At 39.2% G+C, this 14,727-nt stretch carries 15 protein-coding genes; 3 read left to right on the forward strand and 12 right to left on the reverse strand.

What is annotated here, in order from left to right:
• Positions 1–3 precede the first annotated feature (3 nt).
• Genes rpsC through rpsJ form a run of 8 tightly spaced genes read right to left on the reverse strand, consistent with a single transcriptional unit; the run spans position 4 to position 4,140 of the window.
• Entirely contained in the window at positions 4–660 is a 657-nt protein-coding gene (rpsC, locus tag RK02_RS10410) for a 30S ribosomal protein S3 (protein ID WP_016184198.1), read from the reverse strand.
• A 13-nt stretch (positions 661–673) separates the two neighbouring features.
• Positions 674–1,021, reverse strand: coding sequence for a 50S ribosomal protein L22 (gene rplV / locus RK02_RS10415; RefSeq protein ID WP_016184199.1), 348 nt, complete (start codon positions 1,019–1,021; stop codon positions 674–676).
• A gap of 20 nt (positions 1,022–1,041) precedes the next feature.
• Positions 1,042–1,320 carry a 30S ribosomal protein S19 gene (gene rpsS, locus RK02_RS10420; protein WP_016184200.1) on the reverse strand — a complete coding sequence of 93 codons (279 nt, stop codon included), beginning with the start codon at positions 1,318–1,320 and terminating at the stop codon, positions 1,042–1,044.
• Positions 1,321–1,362: 42 nt separating this feature from the next.
• Positions 1,363–2,196, reverse strand: coding sequence for a 50S ribosomal protein L2 (rplB, locus tag RK02_RS10425; RefSeq protein WP_016184201.1), 834 nt, complete (start codon positions 2,194–2,196; stop codon positions 1,363–1,365).
• Positions 2,197–2,235: 39 nt separating this feature from the next.
• The gene (locus RK02_RS10430) at positions 2,236–2,523 is read right to left on the reverse strand and encodes a 50S ribosomal protein L23 (protein WP_016184202.1); all 288 of its coding nucleotides are present in this window, start codon (positions 2,521–2,523) and stop codon (positions 2,236–2,238) included.
• Entirely contained in the window at positions 2,523–3,146 is a 624-nt protein-coding gene (gene rplD, locus RK02_RS10435; RefSeq protein ID WP_016184203.1) for a 50S ribosomal protein L4, read from the reverse strand. The genes RK02_RS10430 and rplD overlap by 1 nt, the downstream gene beginning before the upstream one ends.
• Before the next feature lie 28 nt (positions 3,147–3,174).
• Positions 3,175–3,804 (reverse strand): 50S ribosomal protein L3, encoded by a 630-nt coding sequence (rplC, locus tag RK02_RS10440; protein ID WP_016184204.1) that lies wholly within the window; start codon positions 3,802–3,804, stop codon positions 3,175–3,177.
• Positions 3,805–3,831: 27 nt separating this feature from the next.
• Positions 3,832–4,140: a 30S ribosomal protein S10 gene (rpsJ, locus tag RK02_RS10445; protein ID WP_016184205.1), complete on the reverse strand. Its 309-nt coding sequence runs from the start codon at positions 4,138–4,140 to the stop codon at positions 3,832–3,834.
• A 390-nt stretch (positions 4,141–4,530) separates the two neighbouring features.
• Here rpsJ and RK02_RS10450 point away from each other — a divergent pair, with 390 nt between their 5' ends.
• The 3 genes from RK02_RS10450 to RK02_RS10460 all read left to right on the forward strand — a co-directional run bounded on the left by RK02_RS10450 (position 4,531) and on the right by RK02_RS10460 (position 7,699).
• Entirely contained in the window at positions 4,531–5,952 is a 1,422-nt protein-coding gene (locus tag RK02_RS10450) for an aminotransferase-like domain-containing protein (protein WP_016184206.1), read from the forward strand.
• 366 nt (positions 5,953–6,318) lie between these two features.
• Complete coding sequence (gene thiD / locus RK02_RS10455) at positions 6,319–7,158, forward strand: bifunctional hydroxymethylpyrimidine kinase/phosphomethylpyrimidine kinase (RefSeq protein WP_016184207.1); 840 nt, start codon at positions 6,319–6,321, stop codon at positions 7,156–7,158.
• Positions 7,148–7,699, forward strand: coding sequence for an ECF transporter S component (locus RK02_RS10460; RefSeq protein WP_016184208.1), 552 nt, complete (start codon positions 7,148–7,150; stop codon positions 7,697–7,699). Before thiD ends, RK02_RS10460 begins: the two co-directional genes overlap by 11 nt.
• Positions 7,700–7,759: 60 nt before the next feature.
• Here RK02_RS10460 and bsh read toward each other — a convergent pair whose 3' ends face one another.
• The 4 genes from bsh to fusA form a co-directional block, all read right to left on the reverse strand.
• Positions 7,760–8,737 (reverse strand): choloylglycine hydrolase, encoded by a 978-nt coding sequence (gene bsh, locus RK02_RS10465; RefSeq protein ID WP_016184209.1) that lies wholly within the window; start codon positions 8,735–8,737, stop codon positions 7,760–7,762.
• Between the two features lie 191 nt (positions 8,738–8,928).
• The gene (locus tag RK02_RS10470; protein ID WP_016184210.1) at positions 8,929–10,977 is read right to left on the reverse strand and encodes a methyl-accepting chemotaxis protein; all 2,049 of its coding nucleotides are present in this window, start codon (positions 10,975–10,977) and stop codon (positions 8,929–8,931) included.
• 260 nt (positions 10,978–11,237) lie between these two features.
• A complete protein-coding gene (gene tuf / locus RK02_RS10475) occupies positions 11,238–12,425 on the reverse strand; it encodes an elongation factor Tu (RefSeq protein ID WP_016184211.1) in 1,188 nt (395 codons plus the stop codon).
• 150 nt (positions 12,426–12,575) lie between these two features.
• Entirely contained in the window at positions 12,576–14,660 is a 2,085-nt protein-coding gene (gene fusA / locus RK02_RS10480) for an elongation factor G (RefSeq protein WP_016184212.1), read from the reverse strand.
• Positions 14,661–14,727 lie beyond the last annotated feature (67 nt).

Here is a 14,727-nt window from a genome sequence, read left to right on the forward strand (position 1 = left end):
GTCTTATTTCCCTCCTTTTTCAGTGTTTTTTTTAGTTGGAAGAACTTCTCCACGATAGATCCACACTTTAACTCCTAGTTTTCCGTATGTTGTATCTGCTTCTTCCCATGCGTAGTCGATGTCTGCACGCAATGTGTGAAGTGGAACTGTTCCTTCTGAGTAGCCTTCGCTACGAGCGATATCAGCACCGTTTAAACGACCTGATACTTGTGTTTTGATTCCTTTAGCGCCTGAACGCATTGCGCGTTGGATCGCTTGTTTTTGAGCACGACGGAAAGCAACACGGTTTTCTAATTGACGTGCAATACCTTCGCCGACTAATTTAGCATCTAAATCTGGTTTTTTGATTTCCACAATGTTGATGTGTACTCGTTTACCAGTTAATTTGTTTAATTCTTTACGTAGGTTTTCGACTTCAGCTCCGCCTTTACCGATAACCATACCTGGTTTAGCTGTGTGGATTGAAACGTTCACGCGATTTGCAGCGCGTTCGATTTCGATTGTTGACACAGCGGCATCAGCAAGTTTAGATGCGATAAATTTACGAATTTTTAAATCTTCGTGTAGAAATTCAGCATACTCTTTTTCAGCATACCATTTTGCATCCCAGTCACGGATGATGCCTACACGCATTCCAATTGGATGTACTTTTTGACCCACTGATTGTCCCTCCTTATTTTTCTGATACGACTACCGTAATATGACTTGTACGTTTGTTGATTGGTGAAGCTGATCCTTTCGCACGTGGACGGAAACGTTTCATTGTTGGTCCTTCGTTTACGAAAGCTTCAGAAACGAATAAGTTTTCAACATCTAAGTCAAAATTATTTTCAGCATTCGCAATTGCTGACATCAATACTTTTTCAATGATTCCAGCAGCTTTGTTTGGTGTAAATTTTAAGATTGCAATTGCTTCAGCAACGCTTTTTCCTCTGATTAAGTCGATAACTAAACGCGCTTTACGAGGAGATGTGCGTACTGTTTTAGCAGTTGCTTTAGCTGATGTAATTTGTTCTGCCATTTGTATATCCTCCCCTCAGACTAACGTTTTGTTTTCTTATCGTCAGCTGCGTGGCCACGATAAGTTCTTGTTGGTGCAAATTCACCTAATTTATGTCCTACCATGTCTTCTTGAATGTAAACAGGCACGTGTTTACGTCCATCATACACAGCGATTGTGAATCCAACAAAACTTGGGAAGATTGTAGAACGACGAGACCAAGTTTTGATTACTTTTTTCTTTTCAACACCTTGTTGTGCTTCGACCTTTTTCATCAAATGGTCATCGACAAAAGGTCCTTTCTTTAAGCTACGACCCATGGTGAACCTCCTCTCAAAATGTGCGACACATGGTCATAAAAATTATTTAGTCTTACGACGACGAACGATAAGCTTATCTGATTTAGCTTTCTTGTTACGAGTTTTGAAGCCAAGAGCTGGTTGACCCCAAGGTGAAACTGGTGCTTTACGTCCGATTGGAGCACGACCTTCACCACCACCGTGTGGGTGATCATTAGGGTTCATTACGCTACCGCGAACAGTAGGACGTTTACGCATCCAACGAGCACGACCGGCTTTACCAATGTTAATTAATTCGTGTTGTTCGTTACCAACAGCACCGATTGTTGCACGGCATGTTGCTAAGATCATACGAACTTCACCTGAGTTCAAGCGGATAAGAACGTATTTACCTTCTTTACCTAATACTTGAGCACTTGTACCAGCTGAACGAATTAATTGTCCACCTTTACCAGGTTTTAATTCGATGTTGTGGATAACTGTACCAACTGGAATGTTTTCTAATGGTAAAGCATTACCCACTTTGATATCAGCTTCAGGACCAGAAACAACTGTCATGCCAACTTCTAGGCCTTTAGGTGCTAAGATATAAGTTTTTACTCCATCTTCGTAGTGCAATAACGCAATGTTTGCAGAACGGTTTGGATCGTATTCGATTGTTGCAACTTTAGCGACAACATTATCTTTATTACGTTTGAAATCGATCAAACGGTATTGACGTTTGTGACCGCCACCTTGGTGACGTACAGTAATGCGTCCGTTGTTGTTACGGCCAGCATTGTTTTTCAATGGCGCTAATAATGTTTTTTCTGGTTTTGATGTAGTAATTTCAGCAAAATCAGAAGAAGTCATATTACGACGACCATTTGAGGTAGGTTTGTACTTTTTAATCGCCACGTCTATTTCCCTCCTATTTTAACTTTCGTAATATTTGGCTTATTCAGCGCCAAATAATTCAATTGCTTTAGAATCTTTTGTTAATGTCACAATTGCTTTGCGACGTTTGTTTGTATAACCTGCATATTTACCCATACGTTTGAATTTAGGACGTACGTTTACGATGTTTACTTCTTTAACTTTTACATCGAAAGCAGCTTCTACAGCTTGTTTTACTAATGTTTTGTTTGCACGAGTATCCACTTCAAAAGTGTATTTGTTCGCTTCCATAGCGTTCATAGACTTTTCAGTGATTACTGGACGTTTGATGACATCTAGTAAGTTCATTATGCAAGCACCTCCTCAATTTGAGTAAGAGCAGTTTGAGTTACTAATAATTTGTCATTTGATACAACATCAAGTACGCTTACGTTGTCAGAAGCAACTACGCTTACGTTTGGTAAGTTACGAGCTGATAAAGCAGCAAAGTCATTACCTGGCTCTAATACTACTAATACTTTTGTATCAATTGATAAGTTAGCAAGAACTTGTTTGAATTCTTTAGTTTTTGGAGCTTCGAAGCTTAATGCATCAACTGCTACCAAGTTATTTGAAGCAACTTTTTCTGATAAAACAGATTTCATTGCTAAACGACGAACTTTTCTAGGAAGTTTGTAGCCGTATGAACGTGGTGTTGGTCCAAATACAACGCCACCTCCACGCCATTGTGGTGAACGAATAGAACCTTGACGTGCACGACCTGTTCCTTTTTGACGCCATGGTTTGCGTCCGCCACCGCTTACTGCGCTACGGTTTTTAACAGCGTGTGTACCTTGTCTTAATGAAGCACGTTGCATGATAACTGCATCAAATACAACACTTTCATTAGGTTCAATTCCAAAAATTTCTTCATTTAAAGTAATTTCGCCAATTTGGCTTCCATCTTGTTTAAATAATGCTACGTTTGGCATTCCTTAGTTCCTCCTTTCTTCCTATCTATTATTTAGCCTTCACAGCTGATTTGATTGTAATCAATGATTTCTTCGCGCCTGGCACGTTACCTTTGATTAAGATTACGTTACGTTCAGCATCTACACGTACGATTTCAAGATTTTGAATTGTTACGCGGTTGCCTCCCATACGGCCAGCAAGGTGTTTATTCTTGAATACGCGGTTTGGTGCAACTGGACCCATTGATCCAGGACGACGATGGTAACGAGAACCGTGAGCCATTGGTCCGCGGCTTTGTCCATGACGTTTGATAACGCCTTGGAATCCTTTACCTTTAGTTGTTCCTGTAACGTCAACGATGTCTCCAGCTTGGAACACATCCACTTTAATTTCTGATCCTACTTCTAAGCCCTCAAGCTCAACACCCTTGAATTCACGAATGAAGCGCTTAGGAGCCGTGTTTGCTTTTGCAACATGACCTTTCGCAGGTTTGTTAGACAAAACTTCGCGCATATCTTCAAAACCAACTTGAATGGCTTCATAGCCGTCAGTTTCAACAGTTTTCACTTGTAATACTACGTTTGGAGTAGCTTCTACAACAGTAACTGGGATTAATTCTCCAGATTCAGTGAAGATTTGTGTCATTCCCACTTTTTTCCCTAAGATTCCTTTGGTCATGATTACACCTCCATCTTAATTAATTGATTATAGTTTGATTTCGATATTTACACCTGATGGTAAGTCAAGCTTCATTAAAGCATCAACTGTCTTTGGTGTTGGGTTCACAATGTCGATTAGACGTTTGTGTGTACGCATTTCGAATTGTTCGCGTGAATCTTTGTATTTGTGAGTCGCACGAATAATTGTGTAAAGACTACGTTCTGTTGGTAATGGAATTGGACCAGACACATCTGCTCCAGTTCTTTTTGCAGTTTCTACAATTTTATCCGCTGATTGATCTAAAATACGATGTTCATACGCTTTTAAACGGATACGAATTTTTTGTTTTGCCATTTAGTTTCCCTCCTTCGCCTATTTTGACAAGTAGACATAGCTCCACGAAAATTTTCCGTCACGCTCGACCATGGCAAAGCGTCCGGGCGTGTCGCAACCTCTCGTTTCTTAGCCGGCAGATTTTTTCTCTGCAAGTACGTTCATTTCTATGAACAGCACCTTTTTGATTATAGTATATGTTTCCCTTTGATGCAAGCCTTTTTTCTTGAAAATATGAAAAAATATCAATAAGTTTTCAATTTTACTTTATCTAGGTAAGAATGTTTTGATTGTCGCTATTTTTTTTGCTTTAATTAATTGAAAAGAATCGCTATATTATATAGTAGAAATCATTCATTAAGCAATTAGTCGATGTAAAAAGATCAAAAATATTTTGGGGAGGATGCTGCTATGTTTGAAATCGATCGTAATCATCATCAACCTTATTATCAGCAAATCATGCAAGACATCATTCGCGGCATTGAAGAAGGGACCCTTGCCCCTGATGATAGTTTGCCAGCTGAACGCAAATTAGCAACGCTTTATGGTGTGAATCGTTCAACGGTTGGTCGGGCGTTGGAAGAATTGGTCAGTCTTGGATGGATCGAACGCATTCCTGGCAGCAAAACAATTATCGCTAACAGCAGGCTAGCCAATCGACACACGCCACATTTTCAATGGTCACAATTGCTCTTTACACAGCTGACACGCGAGGATCCTTTTGTACAGGAATTGAAATCACTCCAACCTCATGCTGACAGTATCGATTTATATAGTGGCGATCTCCCTTTAGACTTTATTCAAGATTTTCAAATCCCAAGCTATTCATGGGAGAATGTATTATCTAAGCAACAGCAATTAGCCTTATCTGGCTATCAACCATTAAAGGAAAGCATTCGCCAACAGCTTAAGCGCCAATTTGATTTATCGATTCCTCAAGATGAATTGTTGGTAACTTCTGGCTCCACACAAGGGATTTCAATTATTTTTGATACACTATTACAGCATGGTGATTGTATCGCTACAGAGGATCCTTCCTTTTTATTTGCTTTGCCTTGGCTCGCTTCTAATCAAATTCAGCTAATTGGTATTCCAATGGATCATGAAGGGATTGAGCCAAACGCCTTAGAAGATTGCCTAAAACAAGGAAAAGTAAAGCTGCTTTATCTTAATCCTGATTTTCAAAATCCCACGACTTGTCAAATGTCGCTGGCTAGAAGACAGGAAATTATCGCACTTTGCCAAAAATATCAGGTTTTAATTATTGAAGATGATGTTTTCGGCGAATTGAATTTTAAACAGCCGCTCCCACGATTGAAACAATTAGCACCAAATCAAGTGATTTACTTGGGCTCTTTATCAAAAATTTTTAGCGCAACGATTAAAATTGGTTGGCTTTGCGCGCCTAAACCACTGCTACAATCATTTTTACAAACCAAAAGAGATAGCGAGCGGGCAACGGATATCTTTCCGCAGCTAATGGCTACAGCTGCTTTAAGTGCCGATGATTACACGACTAAGCAACAAACCTTGCTAAAGAAGCTACAACAACGTCAGACTGAAACGTTCAACATTTTACAAAGCTTTCAGCATGCTTGGACTGTTAACGCAGTAGCTGGTGGTTTTTATCTATATTTAACTTGGAAAGGACAACCCTTAAAACGCAACGATTGGCAGCTCTTTTTAAAAAATAAATTATTGATTGCACCTAGCTTCTTATATAGTAAAAATAAACAAGCCTTCCGTTTAAATTATGCGCATTTAGCTAGTCAGCACCAAATAGCGTTTAGTGAAAAATTCGCCCAAATTACAAATGAATTGTCTAAATTTTAAAAAAGAACCAATTGGTTGGTAAAAAAACAAGCCAATTGGTTCTTTTCTTTTACACTTATTTCTTTATAATCTATAAAAAAGGATAGGGGCCAACTGGATTAGCTACGAGAAAATTCGAGGAGTACTCGGCGGTTGAAAAACAAAAGCACCTACTTTTTCAAACGACGAGGCGAATTTTCCGAGTAGCTAGTTGGCAACTACTGATTAAAAAGGATAGGGGCCAACTGGATCAGCTACGAGAAAATTCGAGGATTACTCGGCGGTTGAAAAACGGAAGCACTCATTTTTTTCAACGTTTTTCAACCGACGAGGCGAATTTTCCGAGTAGCTAGTTGGCAACTACTGATTAAAAAAGGAGTTTTGCTTATGGTTTATCAAGCACTTACTATCGCTGGTTCTGACTCTACAGCAGGCGCCGGCATACAAGCAGACTTAAAAACCTTTGAAGAGTTTGGTCTGTTTGGTTTTTCAACAATCACGTCTATCGTCACTATGGATGAACAACAAAATTGGCAACACCACGTTACCCCTTTATCTCCAGATTTAATTAATGCTCAATTCTTAAGCGCCACAGCTAGTAAAAACATTCGCGCACTAAAAACAGGCATGTTGGGTGACGCTGCGAATGCTGAAATGGTCGCGGAATTAATTAAATATTGTTCCATTGCCCATATCGTCATTGATCCGGTCATCGCTTGTAAAGGAACGGCTAACATCTTACAACCAGATGTGGTTGAGCAACTCAAAAACAAGCTAATCCCTTTAGCCACCATCACTACACCTAACTTAATCGAAGCGGGAATTTTATCAGAAATGGGAGATATCACGACCATTGAACAGATGAAACAAGCAGCTAAACGTATCCAGCTACTTGGCGCCAAGCAAGTAGTCATTAAAGGGGGGCATCGGCTGACTCAGACAGAAGAAGCCATCGACCTATACTACGACGGAATCAACCTTCAACTACTGCGTGCACCTAAAATCAACAAAGATACCAATCACGGAGCCGGTTGTACCTTCTCAGCCGCCATCACCGCAGGACTAGCCCTTGGTTTTTCTTATGAAGCAGCGGTCAAATTGGCCAAGGATTTCGTGTATCAAGCCATCAACGAGGGGCTACACATCAACCCTTATGTCGGTCATGTCTGGCATGGTGCTTATTTTCATACACAACAAAGAAAGGAGCAACTCCCTTATGCAAAATAAATCTATTTTTTCAATTACCTTAGTTGCATTATTTAGTGCCTTAGTTTTTATCGGTACAACACTAAAAATCCCCTTACCTACCGGAGCCTTTGTTCATCTAGGAAATGCTATGTTTTTACTAGCGGTGTTATTGTTAGATTATACTAAGGGGGCTTTAGCCGGTAGCATTGGCTTTGCACTTTTTGATTTGCTTAATGGTTATGCAACTGAAGCACCTTATTTTGTTCTCGAATGCTTTATCGTTGCTGCTTTTAGCTATGGAGCCATCCGTCTTTTTAAAGAAAAGCCACTTAAATTACCTCAACTTATCTTTGTCGGGGTGGTTACTGGTTTGGCCAAGCTTTTGATGACTCAGTTGAAAAATTTCGTCTTTCTATTAATCAGTGGGGCTGATGTCTCACAAGCTTGGTTGGCTGCTAGCATCAAATTACCAGCAACCTTAATTAATGTCGTAACTACCATTTTAATTGTCAGCATTTTATATTTCCCAATCAAACAAATACTAGATAAACAAAATTTCGTTACATTTTCACACAAATAAGATCAAAAGAGATAGCCAAAGCCCTTGACTATCTCTTCTTTATTATTAGTTATCTAAATTTTACGCATTTACAATATTAAACTGTTGTTCATTAATCAATGGATAGCAAGCTAATTTTTGACCATCTAAATCTTCTTTATGCATATCCACGCCAGTAATTTGACTATTGTGATAGCTTCGATAGTAAAAAATCCCTTTATCCATATTGCAACAAGAAGAATAAATGGTATGTTCGTACTTTTCATCCCCTACATCACATAAGCCCATTTGTTGTTCAACAGACCCTAAAATATGGAAAAATTGACCAACACTTTCTGCCTCTGACTCACCAGAAACAGAATTCCATTTTGTAAAAGTTGCTTTGATGAAACGTGAACTAGAAGATAAATCACCAGGCAAGCCTAAGCCACCCATCCCACGACTATATACATCAAGATTCAATCCCTTAGCAAAGGTATCTGCAGGTGTTTTGGTAGACAACGAACGGTAATTGTTCAATTGAAAAACTTGTTGTTTAAACTCTGGATTATTTGTCAGTACACCAATTGGGTTATCATATATTTTCAGTCCTTCTTTCACACACTCAATAACAATCGATTCATTTTGATCAGATAACATCCAATGCAAATCAGCTAAAGGTAATTCTGGACTAAAGTTGATCTTTACTAAATTCATCCGATCAAGCAATTCACGCGCTTGACTCACGTTGGCACAACGACCTAGTAGCCACGGAATCAATTCAAAAGGAGTGATATTATCTTTTCCTTCAACATAAGGTTTATAATCAGCTAAGCCTGCAAAGTTTAAACCAGCAATACTTAACCCTTTCTCGTTTGTTGCATCGTAATAAAGAGGATAGTCATTGACCACTGTTGCGATACCAATTATTGCATAATGATTTTTTAATGGTGCTTCTTTGCGAAATTCAAAGACATAATTTCTAGGTGTCACCACTACCTGTTCACCATAGGAAAGCTCGTAATCAAAATTACGGCCAAAATAATGATCTTTAGTAGTATAAGTAATTGATGTACACATATAAATTCCTCCAATTTAGCTTTATTTATTACTACACCTCTATAGTAGGAGGATAGGTCAATTTTTGCAAAAATTTATCGGTTGAATTTGATACAATCTTTTTATCTTTACTTTTTTTCATTCTAATTATTTATAAAATGAAATGCTACCTACAAAAAATCAGGTAAAGCACCTTTACCTGATTTTGTATTTTATGAAAGGGTAAATTTGCTTGCTGAGCGTTGTAATTGAGCAGCAATCTGACGTAAATCACTCACATGTTGCGTAAATTCCTCAGAAGTAGCCAAGACCTCCTCAGCATTTGCTGAAACTTCTTGTGTTCCGGCAGCATTTTCTTCTGTTGAAGCTGAGATATTTTCTAAATTCTCTAAGACAGTAGCTTGGACATTGGTAATACTATTAGCTACTGTTTCCAAGCTCTCAATACTATTTAACAAAGTCTGGTTCTTATCAAAAACTTCTTGTACGGTCTGAATCACTTGATGAATTAAAGTGGTTTGTTTTTCCCCACCAGCTAATGAGCGCGAGGTTTGTTCAACCATTTCTGTCGAACGATGCTGAACTTGCTCGATAATTGCGGCAATTTCTTTAGTAGATTCCTTGCTTTGTTCAGCTAAATTGCGAATTTCAGAAGCGACCACCGCAAACCCTTTTCCTGATTCACCAGCGCGAGCCGCCTCAATAGAAGCATTTAAGGCTAGTAAGTTGGTTTGATAAGAAATGTCATTAATTACCTGAATGATCTGCGTAATATTTTGAATCATATCATTCATTTCATCCATACTACGCATCAATTCTTCCATTTGTTGCATTTCATCTTGCCAGCTACCATTCACTTCACCCATCAATTGCATGCTTGATTGATTAATACTTGCCGATTCAGCTGATTGCAGACTCATCACTTCAACACTATTCATCAATTCATTTACATGCGTTGATAATTCATTCATTTGGCTGACACTGCGCTCAGTTTCGTTGGCTTGTGAGCCAGTGACTTGTGCAATACCAGTGATGGTCTCAGCCACTTCTTCAGTCGCCATATTGGTTTGCTTGGAAAGCTCTAATAGAGAAGCTGAACGTTGGGAAACTTCATTACTTTCAGCTTGAACCTCTTGAATTAATTGGGCCACCGAATCAATCATTAAGTTGTATTGTGCACTCATTTGTTGCAGTTCATTGCCTTTTTCATCAGGATGGACTGCCCGATACAATAAACGTGGCATTGATTGACCGGTTTTCGTTGCCTGCTCAGATTTCGTATCAATCTTACTAAGATGTCCAGAGCCTACTCGTTTGAAATAGGTCGTAAATAAAGCGACTACCCCTTTAATCAACCGGGTAATGAACAGGGCGTTAATCAAAATAATAACTAGCATGATTAAGATTAAAACCACTGTAATTAGCACTTGGAACCATAGCGTTTTTTGCATCACCACTTTATCCATCGTAGCAAGGACAATTAGTGGATGTGCCGCAGTGCCACGATTGAAATAAACAGAAGCAAATTCCTTTTGTTTAAGCTTTAAAATATCGGCCTCTTTATTGGCTTGTACAACCGACTTAAATAATGTCGCAAAAGGATAGTTTTTATTCACTAGCGCTTTATCAGAAGAGGCTACCACAATCCCTGATTTAGCAATCAACGAAACTTGCGCACCTTCACTAGTATTTAACGCCTTGATTAAATCACTAACCGCTTTAAATGACACATCTGCGGTCAATACCCCAAGCTGTCCTTGCGTATTTTTAAAGGCATAAGAAACTGTCGAAACAAAATCACCACTATCAATATCTTGATAAGGCTCAGACCAAACCAAAGTATTCATTTTGGCTACAGCATCCTTAAACCACGGACGGGTAGTCGCATCATAATCTGCCGGTAGCGGTAAAGTTGACACACATTCCGCCGCATTTTCAGTCGCAAAGGTCATACTTAAAATATTATGATCCCCTTTACTAGCAGTAATCAAAGCATGCTCAATTTGACTTAAATCAAAAGCATTTTGCAAGACATCAAATTGGGCAATTTCTTGCATTTGATTATCGGTATTGGCAAATAATTCTTGCTGTGCTACCACCACTGCTGACACTGTCCCTTTTTGCGTATTGGCAACATTTGTTTTCAACGAATGAATTGTACTGAAAAAATTTATTACAGATAATAGCAAAACTGGAAGTAAGGCAATACTAATTAGCGCAAAGCCGATAAACCAGCCGATACTTTTTTGTTTTCCCTTCATTACTCCACCCCATTTAATCAATATGTATTGATTATCGACATTTTTTCATTTTTATTTAATGAAAATAAGCAGAAGCTTTCAGAAAATGTGTTTTTTAATAACTTTCACAATATATATCCGTTAAAAAAATGTTGAAAAATCAACTTCAAAACATTAAATAATAATTAATTTTTGATGTGCAAATTCTTATTTGTTTTTATATAAAAAAAGACAAGAAGCAAAATGCTTCTTGTCTTTGAAATCAAATATTAAGCTTAAAATTAAGCTAAGATACCTGTAACAACGCCTGAACCAACAGTACGTCCGCCTTCACGAATTGAGAAACGAGTTCCGTCTTCGATAGCGATTGGGTGGATTAATTCAACTTCCATAGCTACGTTATCACCAGGCATAACCATTTCAGTACCTTCTGGTAAGTTAACTACACCTGTAACGTCAGTTGTACGGAAGTAGAATTGTGGACGGTAGTTAGTGAAGAATGGAGTATGACGTCCACCTTCTTCTTTAGTTAAAACGTACACTTCAGCAGTGAATTTTGTATGTGGAGTGATTGAACCTGGTTTAGCTAATACTTGACCACGTTGGATGTCTTCACGAGCCACACCACGTAATAATGCACCGATGTTGTCTCCAGCTTCAGCGTAATCTAATAATTTACGGAACATTTCAACACCAGTAACTGTTGTTTTAGAAGTTTCGTCAGCGATACCAACGATTTCAACTTCGTCACCAACACGAACTTGTCCACGTTCAACACGACCTGTAGCAACAGTACCACGACCAGTAATTGAGAACACGTCTTCAACTGGCATCATGAATGGTTTGTCGTTGTCACGTTCTGGAGTTGGGATGTATTCGTCAACTGCAGCCATTAATTCTAAGATTTTTTCTTCGTAAGCAGGGTCGCCTTCTAAAGCTTTTAATGCAGAACCAGCGATTACAGGAACATCGTCTCCTGGGAAGTCATATTCAGTTAATAAGTCACGAACTTCCATTTCAACTAATTCTAATAATTCTTCGTCGTCAACCATATCAACTTTGTTTAAGAAAACAACGATGTATGGCACACCAACGTTACGTGATAAAAGAATGTGTTCACGAGTTTGTGGCATAGGACCATCAGCAGCAGATACTACTAAGATAGCACCGTCCATTTGAGCAGCACCAGTGATCATGTTTTTAACGTAGTCAGCGTGTCCTGGGCAGTCAACGTGTGCATAGTGACGAGTAGCTGTTTCGTACTCAACGTGTGCAGTTGAGATTGTGATACCACGTTCACGTTCTTCTGGAGCACCATCGATTTGGTCATAAGCCATAGCTTGTGCCCCACCTTGTTTAGCTAATACAGTTGTAATAGCAGCTGTTAATGTAGTTTTACCATGGTCAACGTGTCCGATTGTACCAACGTTAACGTGGGATTTAGAACGGTCAAATTTTTCTTTTGCCATTTTAAAATGTGCCTCCTATTAATACATTTTTTTAATTTATCTGATAGGTAGAGAGCAGAACGCTCTCTGCCCATATCATCGCTTTTATTGTACCGAAAAATCGTTAAAAAAGATAGTTATTTGCAAAAATTCATGCAAAAAAGTCAAAGATTATTCAGCTTTTCCACCGTTTTTCTTAATAATTTCTTCTTGAACAGATTTTGGAACATCTTCGTAGTGGTCAAATGTCATTGTAAACACACCACGACCTTGAGTTGCTGAACGTAAAGTAGTTGCATAACCGAACATTTCAGCAAGTGGAACCATTGCGCGTACAACTTGAGAGCTGTTGCGTGCTTCCATACCTTCAACACGACCACGACGTGCAGTAACGTGTCCCATAACATCTCCTAGATATTCTTCTGGAACAACGACTTCAACAGCCATGATTGGTTCAAGGATTACTGGGTTAGCTTTCTTAGCAGCTGCACGTAAAGCCATAGAAGCAGCTACACGGAAGGCAGTTTCACTTGAGTCGACATCGTGGTAAGAACCATCATAAAGCTTAGCTTTGATGTCAACCATTGGATATCCTGCAAGAACACCATTTTCCATAGCGTCTTTCAATCCAACTTCAACTGCTGGGATGTATTCACGAGGAACCACACCACCGACAATTGCGTTTTCAAATTCGAAACCAGCACCTTCTTCGTTTGGTGTAAATTCAATCCATACGTGACCGTATTGACCTTTACCACCAGACTGACGTACAAACTTACCTTCAGCTTGAGTAGCTGTACGGAATGTTTCACGGTAAGATACTTGAGGTGCACCAACGTTCGCTTCAACCTTGAATTCGCGACGCATACGGTCAACGATGATATCTAAGTGAAGCTCACCCATACCAGCGATGATTGTTTCGCCAGTTTCTTGGTTAGTTTCTGCACGGAAAGTTGGGTCTTCTTCAGATAATTTTTGTAAAGCGATAGACATTTTGTCTTGGTCAGCTTTAGATTTTGGTTCAATAGCAACTTGGATAACTGGTTCTGGGAATTCCATTGATTCTAAGATAACTAGGCTCTTTTCATCACATAGCGTATCCCCAGTAGTTGTGTCTTTCAAACCAACAGCAGCCGCAATATCCCCTGCGTATACTTCAGAAATTTCTGAACGAGAGTTTGCGTGCATTTGTAGGATACGTCCAACACGTTCACGTTTTCCTTTAGTTGCATTTTGTACGTATGAACCTGATTGTAATACACCAGAGTACACACGGAAGAAAGTTAAACGACCTACGAATGGGTCAGTCATAACTTTGAAGGCTAAAGCTGAGAATGGAGCAGAATCGTCAGCAGGACGAGTTACTTCTTCGTCAGTCTTAGGATCGATACCCTTGATTGCAGGGATATCTAATGGAGAAGGTAAGTAATCAATAACGGCATCCAATAATAATTGAACCCCTTTATTCTTGAACGCAGAACCACAAAGAACTGGGTAGAATTCTACAGCAGTAGTTGCACGACGAATTCCTTCTTTTAGTTCTTGTTCAGTGATTTCTTCACCTTCTAAGTATTTCATTGTTAATTCTTCATCAGTTTCAGCAACAGCTTCCACTAATTTTTCACGCCATTCTTCAGCTAATTCACGGTATTCTTCTGGAATCTCAGTTTCTTCGATTTCAGTACCTAAGTCATTAGTGTAGATTTCGGCTTTCATTTTCACAAGGTCAATGATACCTGTGAAGCTATCTTCCGCACCAATTGGTAATTGAATTGGATGTGCGTTTGCTTGTAAACGGTCATGCAAAGTTCTTACAGAGTATAAGAAGTCTGCACCGATTTTATCCATTTTGTTAGCAAATACAATACGAGGAACGCCGTATGTAGTTGCTTGACGCCATACAGTTTCAGTCTGTGGTTCTACCCCAGATTGAGCATCTAAGACAGTTACTGCACCATCTAATACACGTAATGAACGTTCAACCTCAACAGTGAAGTCCACGTGTCCTGGTGTGTCGATGATGTTGATACGATGACCTTTCCATTGTGCAGTAGTCGCAGCAGATGTGATAGTAATCCCACGTTCTTGTTCTTGTTCCATCCAGTCCATTTGAGACGCACCTTCGTGAGTTTCCCCAATTTTGTGGATTTTACCAGTGTAATACAAGATACGTTCTGTCGCAGTTGTCTTACCGGCATCGATGTGGGCCATGATACCAATGTTACGAGTTTTTTCTAAAGAAAATTCTCTTGCCATTGTAGGTTTTTCTCCTCTCTAACTTAAATCGGTTGTTTCATGCTATACCTTCTGTCAGCAAGCCATA

This window comes from Enterococcus columbae DSM 7374 = ATCC 51263, assembly GCF_000406925.1.
GTDB lineage: Bacteria > Bacillota > Bacilli > Lactobacillales > Enterococcaceae > Enterococcus_E > Enterococcus_E columbae.